The organism is Streptomyces sp. NPDC096311 (genome assembly GCF_044763085.1).
Classification (GTDB): Bacteria; Actinomycetota; Actinomycetes; order Streptomycetales; family Streptomycetaceae; genus Streptomyces.
Map to the genome: position 1 here is coordinate 25580 of NZ_JBIWFN010000022.1, position 14666 is coordinate 40245.

Below are 14666 nucleotides of genomic sequence, written 5' to 3' on the forward strand. Positions count from 1 at the left end.
CCGCACACCCGGCGCCGGGGGCTCAGGACGCCGCCCGGCTCCGCACCTCGGGCCGCCGGGCGTCTCAACGGGGGGCCTGCGCCGGACCGACCGCCGAAGGGGAGCGACGCACGACCATGGGTGAGGTCTTCGCCGGACGCTACGAACTGGTCGATCCGATCGGCCACGGGGGAGTCGGTGCGGTCTGGCGCGCCTGGGACCAGCGGCGGCGCCGTTATGTGGCCGCCAAGGTGCTCCAGCAGAGCGACGCACACGCGCTGCTGCGCTTCGTGCGGGAGCAGGCGCTGCGGATCGATCACCCACATGTGCTCGCGCCCGCCAGCTGGGCCGCCGACGACGACAAGGTCCTGTTCACCATGGACCTGGTGGCCGGGGGCTCCCTGGTCCATCTGGTCAACGACTACGGCCCGCTGCCGCCGTCGTTCGTCTGCACCCTGCTCGACCAACTCCTCTCGGGAGTCGCCGCGGTCCACGCGGAGGGCGTCGTGCACCGCGACATCAAGCCCGCCAACATCCTGCTCGAAGCCACCGGCACCACCCGTCCACGGCTGCGGCTGTCCGATTTCGGCATCGCGATGCGACTGGGTGAGCCACGGCTGACCGAGACCAACTACGTGGTGGGAACCCCCGGTTACTTCGCTCCCGAGCAGATGATGGGCGCCGAGCCGGACTTCCCCGCCGATCTGTTCGCCGTCGGGCTGGTCGCCCTCTACCTGCTCGAAGGGGCCAGACCCGATGCCAAGGCCCTGATCGAGTACTTCGCGGAGAACGGCACACCGGCCGCTCCTCAGAGCATCCCCGAGCCGCTGTGGCAGGTCGTGGCCACGCTGCTGCAGCCGGACCCGCGCGCACGGTTCCGCACCGCGACCGGGGCACGCAAGGCGCTGGCCTCCGCCACCGAGCTGCTGCCCGAGCCCGGCCCCGACGACGAGCTGGTCGAGGTCTTCGACCAACTCGGTCCGCTTCCTGCGGGGTTCGGCCCGGAAGGACCGCTCAGGGCGACCGCGCCACGCACCACGGAGAACGCGGCTTCATGGTCCAACTCTGCCTCCGACACCGGCTCCGGCACCGCGACCGGGACCGGCCCCGACTCCGCCACCAGCTTCAGCACCCCGTCTGGCCCGGCTTCCGGCGCTGCCTCCGGTGCCGGCACCGGTTCCGGCCCCCACGACTCGGGGCCGTGGCGTCACGCTTCCGGGGCGCTGTCCCGGGAGCCCGTCTCCGGGGCCGCGTGGGCGGATCGTTCCTCCGGGGGCGTATGGCCTGCGTCCGACTCGGGCGGCGTACTGCACGAGGCCGCCCCCAGCTCCGTACGACACGAGCCCGCGCCCGGCGCCGTACCGCCGCACCCCGCCCCCGACGCCACACCCCCGCAGCCCGCTCCCGGTTCCGTACCACCGCACCCCGCCTCCGACGCCACGCCCCCGCAGCCGTCCACGATGTCGGACACCGGCAGCTTCCACCTGCCACCGCCGCAGCCACGGCCCCAGTCCTTGTGGCAGCACGATCAGCCCCCCACTCCCCCCACCTCGGTCGTGCTGCCGGTGCCGACCCCCACCGATGCCCTCCCGTTCGACCACACGCCCGTGCAGCCGCCCTCCCTGGTGCGGCCCGCGGATCCGAGCGCCGCGACGCGTCATCACGCGCAGCCCCGCCCCGGACCGCCCGCGAAGGTGGCCGTCCCGGTGCTGCTCCTCGCGCTGGCCTGTTTCGCGGTGGGCTTCTGGGCGCTGACCCAGATCTGAGCTGCGGCGCCCGTAAGCCCTGTCCCCCTTGATGAGGCCTACCAGCCGCGCGGCGTCGCCCGCCGTCGCGCGGCCACCGTCCACACCCCGAGCGCCAGCACCAGGACGGTCCCGGTGCCGATTCCGCCCACGGCGACCACCTTCATGGTGCTGCCGTCGTCGCTACCGCCGCTTCCGGCAGGCGCCATCCCACCCGGGGCCGGCCCGGAGTCACCGGTCGCGGCGTCGAACACGTCCTGCGGTACGGCGCGCCCCGCGTACGCCGGGCCGGTCCGCGCGGCGCCGTCCACCCGTACGCGCACGGTCAGTCCGAACGGCCCGTCGCCGAACTTGTCGGCGACCTGCGCCGCGAGGTGTACGACGAGGTAGTACGAACCGGCGAACCGCATGCCGCTGATCCGGTCGTTGAAGGCGTAGCGGTTGTCGTACTCGACGGGCGGCAGCGGATCCAGAGCGGCCGACCGCTGGCTGCCGTCGTATCCCACGCCCACGTCGGTGACGAGTCCGCGCACGGGGTTGTAGAGGGACAGGACGAGAGCCGTGCCCATGAATCCCTCGCCGCCGCTCGAACTGCCGAGTTCGGCGGTGGCGTAGAACTGCTGTCCCCAGTCGACCGGCACCTTGTAGAAGAGCGTCTGCCCGGGGCTGATCCCGTCCTTCCAGACTCCCTGTTCGAGGGCACCGGCCGTGGTGAACCCCGCGCCGCCCCGGCGTGGCCGTGCGTCCCCCTGGAGGGGTTCGGGCGAGGCGGAGTTCCAGGTCTCGGGGGCACTGGTCGAACCCGCCTTCTTCAAGCGGGGTTCCGAGACATAGCTCAGTTCGAGGTCCCAGGCGTCGGGGGAGGAGGGCGGGGAGGCCGAGGAGACGGGTGCCGCGGTGCGCTCGACGACCACGTAGTACGTTCCGGCCGTCTGGCAGGCGTACTTGCCGGGGCCGATCTCGCGCGACGCCCACGCGGCGATGGGGTGGGGGCTCTGGGAGGCGCCGAAGTGGGCGGTCGTGGCGGAGGAGCAACTGCCACTGTTGCCGTCCTGTACGGAGACTTTGACGCCGTCTGAGTAGGCGACCTCGGCGCCCGGCCTGGGGACGGCGGTGGCGGCGATGTACGCGTTGGAGGTGGCGTCGAGCTCCAGGCGGTAGTAGAGCTTGCCGTCCTTGCCGAGGGAACTGCGGTACGTCCCACCGGGCTCCAGCCGTACGGCGTCCGTGGTGCCCGTGGCGCCCTGGACCGTCGTGGCGTCCTGGGCGAAGACGTACGGCTTCGGAGTACCGGTCTCGGCTGCCATGGCGGCCCGCCCGGGCAGGGCCACCGTCGCGCACAAGACCGTTGCCACGATCGCGAGCGGCCGACCGCCGTGCCACCATGCCGTGCGCCGCCCCATCACGCGCCACCCCTCGTCGTCGCCCCGGACCGTGGCCCATCCTGCCCCGCCGGTCACGGAGCCACCCCCGCTATCCGTACAAGCGGCCGAAACGACCCACCCAAAGGCCGACGCCTTCGCTTACGCAATCGATTCGTTCACTTAAGCGAATCCAGAGTGGGTCGGGGCAATACAAAACCCCGACCGCGAGGGCGGCCGGGGTCTGATCTGAGACTGGTGTCGATTCTCACGAACCCGTGGGCACGGAGTCAGTCGCCTCCGTCCACAGATCCTGCTCGGCGCGATCCGCCTGGATCTGGCGGTACACGAGGAGCCCGCCGATGGCGGCCAGTGCGACCAGGAGAAGCTTCTTCACCGCGCGACCTCGTCTTTCGTTGACGTAGGGGACCTCTGGCGCCCGACTATACACACCGCCCGATATCGATCGGTGACCTGCATCGGCCCCCAACTGCCGCCCGGCGGAGAGCAGTAGGAGCGGATCCCGCTGCTCCGGCCACGGTCGTATCGCAGGGTGATCACACCTTGCACACAGTGACCTTCTGCACCTTCTCGTACCTTTCAGGCACTTTTCTGACCTCTTGCGTCCATCCGAGTGGTGTTGATCTGAACATCGACGCGCCACGGGCGTCGGTCCACCACTTCGCGGCCCACATACACATCATGAGGAAAGTACGCAAATCGCCTGACCCGAAAGTGAGGGGCCATGACCCAGAACAAGGTCATGAAGCTGTGGACCGCCATCGTCACCGCCTTCGTCGCGCTGTGCACGGCGCTCGGTTTCATCACGACCACCGCGGCCGCGGCCGTACCGCAGGCCGAAGCGACGCGCAACAGCACGATCTCCGCGACAGTGCCGACGATCTCTCCCTGGTCCGGTCCATACAGCCGGGCCCTGCCCCCCACGATGAAGCAACGCATCCGCGCCGAGGCCCACGGCTCCTCACCGAGCTGCCGGCACCGCCCGCCGACCGAGGCCACCGAGGCCGACCCGGCCGACCTCGCGTCGCTCTGCGCCCCTGAGGCCCACACCGAGCCCGAGACCCGCCTGCAGCGCTGACCGGCGCGACTCCGCCTCATCCCCCGGTCCCTCTCCCCCGACGTAGCGGCGAACTTGCGTACACCGCACCCACAGATCCGAACGCCCGGCACCTCGAAAGAGCTGCCGGGCCTTCGCCATGTCCGGAACGTCGCGCCGTCCGGCACACCAGCGCCGCTCGACCATCGTCAGGACTGTCTCCTGGCCGGGCTGACCACGTTCGGGCTCCACCAGGCAGGCCACACCGTGGGCCTGCTGGGCGAGCCCGGCACGCGCACGGTCCGGCACGCTTCGCCGTGAACCCGTCCTTGGCCTCAGGGCAGACCACCCACCTGGACCGGGTCGACGCCGGCTCCTGCCTTTGCGGGGATCGGATTCACCTACCGGGCGAACTCCACCGGCCGCCCCGAACTCCGCGCAGCCCACACTGATGTCAGCCGTATACGCCAAAACCCCCGGGTGTGATCACCCGGGGGTTTTTGGTCGGTGGGGCTAACAGGATTTGAACCTGTGGCCTCATCCTTATCAGGGATGCGCTCTAACCAACTGAGCTATAGCCCCGCCGCGCTTTGCGGTGTGTGTCCCGCGCGCTGACCTCTGAAGATTAGCGCACGACGCGGCCAGTCCCAAAATCGGTATCCCAGGCCTCCTGGCCGGGCCCGACGAGCTGCTGTTACTCGTCCTCGGCGAGGGTCAGTTCAATACCGCCGACGAAGCCCGCGGAGAGGTTGTAGATGAACGAGCCGAGCGTCGCGAGCGCCGTGGCGAGCACGACGTCGATGACCGCGATGATCGACGTGAACATCAGGACGTGCGGCAGGGAGAGGAACGACTGCAGGTCGAAGCCGTTCGACTCGTTCGAACCCGTCGCCTCGGAGATCGTGCCGCCGACCGTCGAGAAGACACCCATCGCGTCCAGGACCATCCACAGCACCGCCGCCGCCACGATCGTGCAGATGCCGAGCGCGATGGAGAGCAGGAAACTGACCTTCATCACCGACCAGGGGTCGGTCTTGGCCACCCGCAGCCGCGCCTTGCGGGTACGGGGCGCGGTGCGCGCTCCGGTCCGCGGCCGGCGTACGGCGCCGGACGGCGTCTGAGCCGGGTACGCCTGCGGCGGGTGGTAGGGCTGCGCGGGCTGCTGCGGCTGCCGCTCCCCCGGCAGCGCGGAGCCGGCCTCGGGTGCGGCCCCGGCAGGGGCCGCCGAAGCGGGCGAACCGGCCGAAGGAGCCCCCGGTGGGGGCGCCGAAGCGGGCGCGGCCTTGGTCTTTGCCGGACCGGCCGCCGCCGGGCCCGCTCCGGCCGCGTACTGCTGGGCCTGCGGGCCTCGGGTGTCCGTCACAGTTCCCCCCTGGGATCCATGAGAGTCATGGGAGTCAGTCGCCTCCGCGGCGGAGCCACGGCCGCCGTCCGTATCCGTACCGGTCGATCCGGCGCCCGTGGCTCCGCTCACGATGACTCACTCCTCGCGCTACTCGGGCGAGGACTGCTCGCCCTCGTCCGTACCGACGGCCTCGACGCCCTCGGCGGTCTCGTCCTCGGCGATCTCGCCGTCGACTTCCTCCGCCTCGCGACCGGCCTCGGCGTTACGAGCGATGCCGACCACGGCATCGCGCTTGCCCAGGTTGATCAGTTGGACACCCATGGTGTCACGGCCCGTCTCCCTGACCTCGTTGACTCGCGTGCGAATCACACCGCCGGACAGGGTGATGGCGAGGATCTCGTCCGTCTCCTCGACCACCAGCGCGCCGACGAGGGACCCGCGGTCCTCGACGATCTTGGCAGCCTTGATACCGAGGCCACCACGACCCTGAACGCGGTACTCGTCAACAGCGGTCCGCTTCGCGTACCCGCCGTCCGTAGCAGTGAACACGAACGTACCGGGTCGAACAACATTCATCGAGAGCAGCTCGTCGCCCTCGCGGAAACTCATCCCCTTGACGCCCGAGGTCGCACGGCCCATGGGCCGCAGGGCGTCGTCCGTGGCGGTGAACCTGATCGACTGCGCCTTCTTACTGATCAGCAGCAGATCATCCTCGGCCGATACGAGTTCGGCTCCGATCAGTTCGTCGTCGGATCCGTCCTCCGTCTCGCGCAGATTGATCGCGATGACACCGCCGGAGCGCGGGGAATCGTAATCCTTCAGAGGCGTCTTCTTCACGAGGCCGCCCTTGGTGGCCAGCACCAGATAAGGAACCGCCTCGTAGTCACGGATCGCGAGGATCTCGGCGATCGCCTCGTCCGGCTGGAAGGCCAGCAGGTTCGCGACGTGCTGTCCACGCGCGTCACGTCCGGCGTCCGGGAGCTCGTACGCCTTCGCGCGGTAGACGCGGCCCTTGTTGGTGAAGAACAGCAGCCAGTGGTGCGTGGTCGACACGAAGAAGTGGTCGACGATGTCGTCCTGCTTCAGCTTCGCGCCGCGTACGCCCTTGCCGCCCCGCTTCTGCGAGCGGTAGTCCTCGGTCTTGGTCCGCTTGATGTAACCGCCACGCGTGATGGTGACGACGATGTCCTCTTCGGCGATCAGGTCCTCGATGGACATGTCACCGTCGAAGGGCACCAGCTTGGAGCGACGGTCCTCGCCGAACTTCTCGACGATCGCCGCGAGTTCCTCGCTGATGATGGTGCGCTGGCGCTCCGGCGAGGCAAGGATCGCGTTGTACTCGGTGATCTTCGCCTGGAGCTCGTCGTGCTCCTGGATGATCTTCTGGCGCTCCAGGGCGGCCAGTCGGCGCAGCTGCATCTCGAGGATGGCGTTGGCCTGGATCTCGTCGATCTCCAGGAGGCCCATCAGGCCCTCGCGCGCGATCTCGACGGTGTCACTGCGCCGGATCAGCGCGATGACCTCGTCGATGGCGTCCAGAGCCTTCAGGAGACCGCGCAGGATGTGCGCGCGTTCCTCGGCCTTGCGCAGCCTGAAGCGCGTACGACGGACGATGACCTCGATCTGGTGCGTCACCCAGTGGCGGATGAACGCGTCGAGCGACAGCGTGCGCGGAACGCCGTCCACCAGCGCCAGCATGTTGGCGCCGAAGTTCGACTGCAGATCGGTGTGCTTGTAGAGGTTGTTCAGGACGACCTTGGCGACCGCGTCGCGCTTCAGGACGATGACCAGCCGCTGGCCCGTACGGGACGAGGTCTCGTCGCGGACGTCCGCGATGCCGCCGACCTTGCCGTCCTTCACCAGGTCGGCGATCTTCTGCGCGAGGTTGTCGGGGTTGGTCTGGTAGGGGAGCTCCGTGACCACCAGGCACTGGCGGTTCTGGATCTCCTCGACCTCGACGACCGCGCGCATCGTGATGGAGCCACGGCCCGTGCGGTACGCCTCCTCGATGCCCTTGCGGCCCACGACAAGGGCGCCGGTCGGGAAATCGGGACCCTTGATGCGCTCGATCAGGGCGTCGAGCAGCTCCTCGTGGCTGGCCTCGGGGTTCTCGAGGTACCACTGGGCGCCGGCCGCGACCTCACGGAGGTTGTGCGGCGGGATGTTGGTGGCCATGCCGACCGCGATGCCCGCCGAGCCGTTGATCAGCAGGTTCGGGAACCGGGCCGGCAGAACCGTCGGCTCCTGGTTGCGGCCGTCGTAGTTGTCCGTGAAGTCGACGGTCTCCTCGTCGATGTCACGGACCATCTCCATGGACAGCGGCGCCATCTTGCACTCGGTGTAGCGCATGGCGGCCGCGGGGTCGTTGCCCGGAGAGCCGAAGTTGCCGTTGGAGTCCACCAGCGGCATCCGCATCGACCACGGCTGCGCGAGGCGGACCAGCGCGTCGTAGATCGAGGAGTCGCCGTGCGGGTGGTAGGTGCCCATGACGTCGCCGACGACGCGGGCGCACTTGTAGAAGCCCTTCTCGGGCCGGTAGCCGCCGTCGTACATGGCGTACAGGACGCGGCGGTGGACGGGCTTGAGGCCGTCCCGGACGTCGGGCAGCGCACGCGACACGATGACGGACATCGCGTAGTCGAGATACGAGCGCTGCATCTCCGTCTCGAGCCCGACGGGCTCGACGCGCAGGGTGATCTCGCCGCCTTCTTCAGGCGTGCTCGGAGTGTTCTCGTCGGCCATTGCTGGTGAAGATCCTTTCTGCTGCGGTCAGCTGAGACCGACTCAGATGTCGAGGAAGCGGACGTCCTTGGCATTGCGCTGGATGAACGCGCGGCGGGCCTCGACGTCCTCGCCCATGAGGACCGAGAACAGGTCGTCGGCCTGGGCGGCGTCGTCGAGCGTGACCTGGCCGAGGACCCGGTGCTCCTGGTCCATGGTCGTGATCCGCAGCTCCTCGGCGTTCATCTCGCCGAGGCCCTTGAAGCGCTGGACCGAGTCGTCGCGGATGCGCTTGCCGGCCTGCTTGCCCAGCTCGATCAGCGCGTCGCGCTCACGGTCCGAGTAGGCGTACTCGAAGTCGTCCCGGCCCCACTTGATCTTGTACAGCGGGGGGCGCGACAGGAACACGTGCCCGGCCTCGACCAGCGGCCGCATGAAGCGGAACAGGAAGGTCAGCAGCAGGGTGTTGATGTGCTGGCCGTCGACGTCGGCGTCCGCCATCAGGATGATCTTGTGATAGCGGAGCTTCTCGATGTCGAAGTCCTCGTGGACTCCGGTACCGAAGGCCGAGATCAGCGCCTGGATCTCCTGGTTCTGCAGGATCTTGTCGATCCGCGCCTTCTCGACGTTGAGGATCTTGCCTCGGATCGGGAGGATCGCCTGGTACTGCGGGTTGCGGCCGGACTTGGCCGAGCCACCGGCGGAGTCACCCTCGACGATGAAGATCTCGCACTTGGTGGGGTCGTTCGACTGGCAGTCGGACAGCTTGCCCGGCAGGGACGCCGTCTCCAGGAGGCCCTTGCGGCGGGTGAGGTCGCGGGCCTTGCGGGCCGCCACGCGCGCGGTGGCGGCCTGGATGGACTTGCGGACGATGTCCGCGGCCTCGTTCGGGTTGCGGTCCAGCCAGTCGTTGAGGTGCTCGTAGACGGCCTTCTGGACGAAGGTCTTCGCCTCCGTGTTGCCCAGCTTGGTCTTCGTCTGGCCCTCGAACTGCGGCTCGCTCAGTTTGACCGAGATGATCGCGGTCAGACCCTCGCGGATGTCGTCACCGGTGAGGTTGTCGTCCTTCTCGCGCAGCAGCTTCTTGTCGCGCGCGTACTTGTTGATCAGCGAGGTCAGCGCCGCACGGAAGCCCTCCTCGTGCGTACCGCCCTCGTGGGTGTGGATGATGTTGGCGAAGGAGTACACGCCCTCGCTGTAGCCGCTGTTCCACTGCATCGCGACCTCGAGGGACAGGCTCTTGTCCTTGTCCTCGGCCTCGAGATCGATGACGGTGGGGTGCACCACGTCTCCCTTGCGGGAGTTGAGGTACTTCACGAAGTCGACGATGCCGCCCTCGTAGTGATACGTGACGGTCTTGACCTCGGCCTTCTCGTCCGCACCCGCCTCGTCCGCACCGGCTGTGGCCTTCGCCGACTCGCGCTCATCAGTGAGTTTGATCGTCAAACCCTTGTTGAGGAACGCCATCTCCTGGAAGCGCCGCGAGAGCGTCTCGAAGGAGTACTCGGTCGTCTCGAAGATGTCGCCGTCGGCCCAGAAGGTGACCGAGGTGCCGGTCTCGTCGGTGGCCTCGTGCTCGACGAGAGGGGCGGTCGGGACGCCCATCTTGTAGTCCTGCGTCCAGCGCCGTCCGTCGGTCCTGACCTCGACGGAGACCTTGCTCGACAGGGCGTTCACGACGGAGACGCCGACGCCGTGCAGACCACCGGAGACCGCATAGCCGCCGCCGCCGAACTTACCGCCCGCGTGCAGGACCGTCAGCACGACCTCGAGGGCCGGCTTCCCTTCGGAGGGAACGATGCCCACGGGGATGCCGCGGCCGTTGTCCACGACACGCACGCCGCCGTCGGCGAGGATCGTGATGTCGATCGTGTCCGCGTGGCCGGCCAGCGCCTCGTCGACGGAGTTGTCGACGACCTCGTACACGAGGTGGTGCAGTCCGCGCTCGCCGGTCGAGCCGATGTACATACCGGGTCGCTTGCGAACCGCGTCCAGACCCTCGAGGACGGTGATGGCGCTGGCGTCGTACGAGGCTGTGACCTCGCCGTTCGAGGTCGTGGCCTCGGCGTTGTCGCCGGCGTCGGTGGACGGGGTGTTCTCGTTGGGGTTGCCGGAATCGGCCACGAAGCGCCCTTTCTGGCACAGCACAAGCCAAGCTCGTCGGCGGGTTGCCGGAGCGGCTGCGGCACGTTGCGTTGGTAAGCCTTGATCAGCGTTGCTCAGCTTTTCCCGGACGGTCCCCGCAAGCGGGGCGGGATTAGCTTCCAGTCTACCGGTAGCGCCGACAGTGATGGGGGTTTGCCGGTACCTGAGTCCGCATGTGCCGCCCTGAACCGGTCTCTCCCGACTCCCCATATGTGCACCCGGGCTCAAAGAGGCTTACAGCGGCACTCAGCGCTTCCGGGTGTCAACCCTTGGCTACCGCGGAGTCAGGTCGGTGTTCGCAACCGCGTGCACTCCCGCGCGGGGGCCGGTCGATGTGGCCTGTGTCACCCGTAGGTGTCGCCGGGACCCGTGCTTCCAGGGGCGCGCAAAGGGCCGAAGCGGCGCGCGGGACCATTGGGGCCCTGCACCTTGATCAGTCGCACCGTGCCGTGCCCGAGGTCCTGGTTCAGCCGCGCGACCACCTGCGGGGCGAGCAGCCGCAACTGGGTGGCCCAGGCGGTCGAGTCGCACTGCACGGTGAGCACCCGCTCGGCAGGGTCGTCGTCGTACTTCAGCGGGACGCAGTGCTTGGCCAGGTCCTCGCCGACGATCTGCTGCCAGCGGCCCATCACACCGCCCACCGCGGCCGGGGTCTCCCAGCCGCGCTCGGTGAGCAGCCGGTTGATCGCGGCGCCGAGCGCCATCGGATCACGCCCGTCGGCGCGCGCGCCGGAGCGCAGACCGCCGCGCCGCGCCTGCTTCTTCTGCTGCGCCGCGTCCCCCCGCGCGCGTGCCTGCTCCTTCGCCGCGCGCAACGCCACGCGCGCGAGGTCGACACCGGAGTGCTCGGGGGTCTTCTTGGAGGCCGTTTCCGGGCCCGTCTCCGGAGCTCCCTCGGAGGCGGCCGAACCGCCGGGTGTGTTCTCCGTCATACCCGCTCCACCGTGCCCTCGGAGACGACGTACCGCGTCCCCGTCAGTACGTCCGGTACGTCGTCGTCGACCGCGGCCGTCACCAGGACCTGCTCGCCGGGAGCGACGAGTTCGGCGAGGCGCTCTCTTCTGCGGCTGTCCAGCTCGGCGAAGACGTCGTCGAGGACCAGCACCGGTTCATTGCCCTCGGCCCGCAGGAGGTCGTACGAGGCCAGGCGCAACGCCAGCGCGTACGACCACGACTCGCCGTGGGAGGCGTATCCCTTGGCGGGCAGCTGACCGAGTTTGAGCACCACATCGTCCCGATGGGGTCCTACGAGGGTCACGCCCCGCTCGATCTCCTGCTTGCGGACCTCGGCGAGCGCCGCCATCACCTGCTCGTACAGGTCCTCGCGAGTGTGCGCCTCACCGGGCGCGGACGGCTTGTACTCCAGGGCGACGGGTCCGCCACCGGGGGCCAGCTGCTCGTACGCCTTGTCGGCCAGCGGCTGGATCGCGGCGACCAGGTCGAGCCGCTGGGCCAGCAGCTCGGCGCCCACGCGCGCGAGGTGCTGGTCCCACACGTCGAGCGTGGAGAGGTCCATGGTGCGGCCGCCGTGACGGCGGGCCAGCGCGGCCGACTTCAGGAGGGTGTTGCGCTGCTTGAGGACCCGCTCGTAGTCGGAGCGGACGCCCGCCATCCGCGGGGAGCGGGCGGTGATCAGCTCGTCCAGGAAGCGGCGCCGCTCACCGGGGTCGCCCTTGATCAGCGCGAGATCCTCGGGCGCGAACAGCACGGTCCGCACGATGCCGAGCACATCACGGGGTCTGACCTGCGAGGACCTGTTGATGCGGGCACGGTTGGCCCGGCCTGGATTCAGTTCGAGCTCGACGAGCTGCTGGCGCTCGCCCTGGCGGACATTGGCCCGGATGATCGCCCGGTCGGCGCCCATGCGCACCAGCGGCGCGTCGGAGGAGACGCGGTGGCTGCCGAGGGTCGCGAGATAGCCGACCGCCTCGACCAGATTCGTCTTGCCCTGTCCGTTGGGGCCCACGAACGCGGTGACGCCCGGGTCGAGCGGGACCTCGACCCGGGCGTACGAGCGGAAGTCGGCCAGCGACAGATGCGTGACGTGCATGGTCGTTCGCCGACCTCCCCCAGGGTTGTGGATCCACCGCCGCACGGCCTGTGGATCTGTGGATTACTTCGTCTCGACCGCGTGGCCGCCGAACTGGTTGCGCAGCGCCGCGACCATCTTCATCTGCGGCGAGTCCTCCTGCCGCGAGGCGAACCGCGCGAACAGCGACGCGGTGATCGCGGGCAGCGGCACCGCGTGGTCGATGGCGGCTTCCACCGTCCAGCGGCCCTCGCCGGAGTCCTGTGCGTAGCCGCGCAGCTTCTCCAGGTGCTCATCCTCGTCCAGGGCGTTCACCGCCAGGTCCAGCAGCCAGGAACGGATGACCGTGCCTTCCTGCCAGGAGCGGAAGACCTCGCGCACGTCGGTGACGGAGTGGACCTTCTCCAGGAGCTCCCAGCCCTCGGCGTAGGCCTGCATCATGGCGTACTCGATGCCGTTGTGGACCATCTTGGAGAAGTGGCCCGCGCCGACCTTGCCGGCGTGCACCGCGCCGAAGTCGCCCTCCGGCTTGAGTGCCTCGAAGACCGGCTGCACCTTGGCGATGTTCTCGGCGTCGCCGCCGTACATCAGCGCATAGCCGTTCTCCAGGCCCCAGACGCCGCCGGAGACGCCGCAGTCGACGAAACCGATGCCCTTGGCCGCCAGTTCCTCCGCGTGCTTCTCGTCGTCCGTCCAGCGGGAGTTGCCGCCGTCCACGACGACGTCGCCGGGCTCCAGGAGCTCGCCGAGCTGGTCGACGGTGGACTGCGTGGCGGCACCGGCCGGGACCATCACCCACACCACACGCGGACCCTTGAGCTTGCCCACAAGCTCTTCCAGGCTGTGGACATCGGCGAGGTCCGGGTTGCGGTCGTATCCGATGACGGTGTGGCCTGCGCGGCGGATCCGCTCGCGCATGTTGCCGCCCATCTTGCCGAGGCCGACGAGACCGAGCTCCATCAGTTGTTCCTTAGGTTTTCGACGTGGCGTGAGGGCACTTTCGTACCTGTGTCTGAGCCTAAACCCGGACGCTCACGCACACCTGTGGGCATAGCCGCTCAGGTGTTCGCCCCACCTGCGGATGCGCCCGCCGGACCGATCGGAGCGACCGTCCGGCGGGCTCACCTCACTCAGCCGCTCAGACGCACCGGCATGATCAGGTACTTGTAGGCCTCGTCCGCCTCGGCGTCCACCGCGGGCTTGCCGCTCAGCAGCGCGGGCTTCGTGGACGTCGTGAAGGAGAGCTGCGCCACCGGCGAGTCGATGGCGCTGAGGCCGTCGAGCAGGAACGTCGGGTTGAAGGCGATCGAGACGTCGTCGCCCTCCAACTGCGCGTCGACCCTTTCCACAGCCTGTGCGTCGTCGCTGGAGCCCGCCTCCAGGATCAGCACGCCCTGCTCGAAGCTCAGACGCACCGGGGTGTTGCGCTCGGCGACCAGGGCCACACGCTTGACGGCCTCCACGAAGGGGGCGGTCTCGATCACCGCGATGGAGTTGAACTCCGTCGGGAACAGCGAGCGGTACTTCGGCAGGTCGCCCTCCAGCAGGCGGGTGGTCGTGCGTCGGCCCGCCCCCTCGAAGCCGATGAGGCCCTCGCCGGCGCCCGAGCCGGACAGCGCCAGGATCACGCTGTCGCCGCTCGTGAGGGCCTTGGCGGTGTCCAGGAGCGTCTTGGCGGGCACCAGGGCCACCGCGGACGCCTCGGGGTTCTCCGGCTTCCACAGGAACTCGCGGACCGCGAAGCGGTAGCGGTCGGTGGAGGCCAGCGTGACCGTGTCGCCCTCGATCTCGATGCGCACACCGGTGAGCACCGGCAGCGTGTCGTCACGGCCCGCCGCGATGGCCACCTGGGCGGCCGCCGAGGCGAAGACCTCACCGGGGACGGTGCCGGTCGCGGACGGCATCTGCGGCAGCGAGGGGTACTCCTCCACAGGCAGGGTGTGGAGTGTGAATCGCGAGGATCCGCAGACCACGGTCGCCCGTACACCGTCTGTGGAAATCTCCACCGGCCGGTTGGGGAGGGCGCGGCAGATGTCCGCGAGCAGACGACCGGAGACGAGGACCGTGCCCTCCTCGTCGATCTCCGCGTCCACGGAGACGCGTGCCGAGACCTCGTAGTCGAAGCTGGAGAGGCTCAGTGCGCCCTCCTCGGCCTTCAGAAGGAGGCCGGCGAGCACAGGCGCCGGCGGACGGGCCGGGAGGCTGCGTGCCGCCCAGGCCACTGCCTCCGCGAGTACGTCGCGTTCCACCCGGATCTTCACCGTTGCCGCCTCCGTCTGTTGCC

Annotated in this window: 11 protein-coding genes and 1 tRNA gene; 2 read left to right on the forward strand and 10 right to left on the reverse strand. The window is 69.1% G+C overall.

Annotated features, from left to right (window positions below; translation table 11 throughout):
* Window positions 1-116: 116 nt before the first annotated feature.
* Entirely contained in the window at window positions 117-1745 is a 1629-nt protein-coding gene (locus ACIRA5_RS41405) for a protein kinase (protein ID WP_403700084.1), read from the forward strand.
* Between the two features lie 38 nt (window positions 1746-1783).
* Here the strand turns inward: ACIRA5_RS41405 and ACIRA5_RS41410 are convergent, their stop codons facing one another.
* Complete coding sequence (locus ACIRA5_RS41410; RefSeq protein ID WP_403700087.1) at window positions 1784-3184, reverse strand: hypothetical protein; 1401 nt, start codon at window positions 3182-3184, stop codon at window positions 1784-1786.
* 169 nt (window positions 3185-3353) lie between these two features.
* Window positions 3354-3482 carry a DLW-39 family protein gene (locus ACIRA5_RS41415; protein WP_003999697.1) on the reverse strand — a complete coding sequence of 43 codons (129 nt, stop codon included), beginning with the start codon at window positions 3480-3482 and terminating at the stop codon, window positions 3354-3356.
* 348 nt (window positions 3483-3830) lie between these two features.
* Between ACIRA5_RS41415 and ACIRA5_RS41420 the strand changes: the two genes are divergently transcribed.
* On the forward strand, window positions 3831-4184 hold the full coding sequence (locus tag ACIRA5_RS41420; protein WP_352051877.1) for a DUF6344 domain-containing protein: 354 nt from the start codon (window positions 3831-3833) through the stop codon (window positions 4182-4184).
* A gap of 466 nt (window positions 4185-4650) precedes the next feature.
* Here the strand turns inward: ACIRA5_RS41420 and ACIRA5_RS41425 are convergent.
* From ACIRA5_RS41425 to dnaN, 8 genes are all read right to left on the reverse strand, one after another.
* Window positions 4651-4724 (reverse strand) — tRNA-Ile (locus ACIRA5_RS41425).
* Between the two features lie 112 nt (window positions 4725-4836).
* Entirely contained in the window at window positions 4837-5616 is a 780-nt protein-coding gene (locus tag ACIRA5_RS41430) for a DUF3566 domain-containing protein (RefSeq protein ID WP_403700092.1), read from the reverse strand.
* Between the two features lie 18 nt (window positions 5617-5634).
* Window positions 5635-8229, reverse strand: a complete 2595-nt coding sequence (gene gyrA, locus ACIRA5_RS41435) for a DNA gyrase subunit A (protein WP_403700095.1) — start codon at window positions 8227-8229, stop codon at window positions 5635-5637.
* Window positions 8230-8271: 42 nt separating this feature from the next.
* The gene (gene gyrB, locus ACIRA5_RS41440; RefSeq protein ID WP_403700098.1) at window positions 8272-10356 is read right to left on the reverse strand and encodes a DNA topoisomerase (ATP-hydrolyzing) subunit B; all 2085 of its coding nucleotides are present in this window, start codon (window positions 10354-10356) and stop codon (window positions 8272-8274) included.
* Between the two features lie 341 nt (window positions 10357-10697).
* A complete protein-coding gene (locus ACIRA5_RS41445; RefSeq protein ID WP_403700101.1) occupies window positions 10698-11285 on the reverse strand; it encodes a DUF721 domain-containing protein in 588 nt (195 codons plus the stop codon).
* Window positions 11282-12403, reverse strand: coding sequence for a DNA replication/repair protein RecF (gene recF / locus ACIRA5_RS41450; RefSeq protein ID WP_382119527.1), 1122 nt, complete (start codon window positions 12401-12403; stop codon window positions 11282-11284). Before recF ends, ACIRA5_RS41445 begins: the two co-directional genes overlap by 4 nt.
* 63 nt (window positions 12404-12466) lie before the next feature.
* On the reverse strand, window positions 12467-13342 hold the full coding sequence (gene gnd / locus ACIRA5_RS41455) for a phosphogluconate dehydrogenase (NAD(+)-dependent, decarboxylating) (protein WP_352051883.1): 876 nt from the start codon (window positions 13340-13342) through the stop codon (window positions 12467-12469).
* 170 nt (window positions 13343-13512) lie between these two features.
* Entirely contained in the window at window positions 13513-14643 is a 1131-nt protein-coding gene (dnaN, locus tag ACIRA5_RS41460; protein WP_403700106.1) for a DNA polymerase III subunit beta, read from the reverse strand.
* Between the last annotated feature and the right edge of the window lie 23 nt (window positions 14644-14666).

Excerpts from the sequence above, each read along its gene's own strand:
- recF (WP_382119527.1), bottom strand. The coding sequence starts at position 12,403 with ATGCACGTCACGCATCTGTCGCTGGCCGACTTCCGCTCGTACGCCCGG.
- ACIRA5_RS41420 (WP_352051877.1), top strand. The coding sequence starts at position 3,831 with ATGACCCAGAACAAGGTCATGAAGCTGTGGACCGCCATCGTCACCGCC.
- ACIRA5_RS41445 (WP_403700101.1), bottom strand. The coding sequence starts at position 11,285 with ATGACGGAGAACACACCCGGCGGTTCGGCCGCCTCCGAGGGAGCTCCG.
- ACIRA5_RS41405 (WP_403700084.1), top strand. The coding sequence starts at position 117 with ATGGGTGAGGTCTTCGCCGGACGCTACGAACTGGTCGATCCGATCGGC.
- gyrA (WP_403700095.1), bottom strand. The coding sequence starts at position 8,229 with ATGGCCGACGAGAACACTCCGAGCACGCCTGAAGAAGGCGGCGAGATC.
- gnd (WP_352051883.1), bottom strand. The coding sequence starts at position 13,342 with ATGGAGCTCGGTCTCGTCGGCCTCGGCAAGATGGGCGGCAACATGCGC.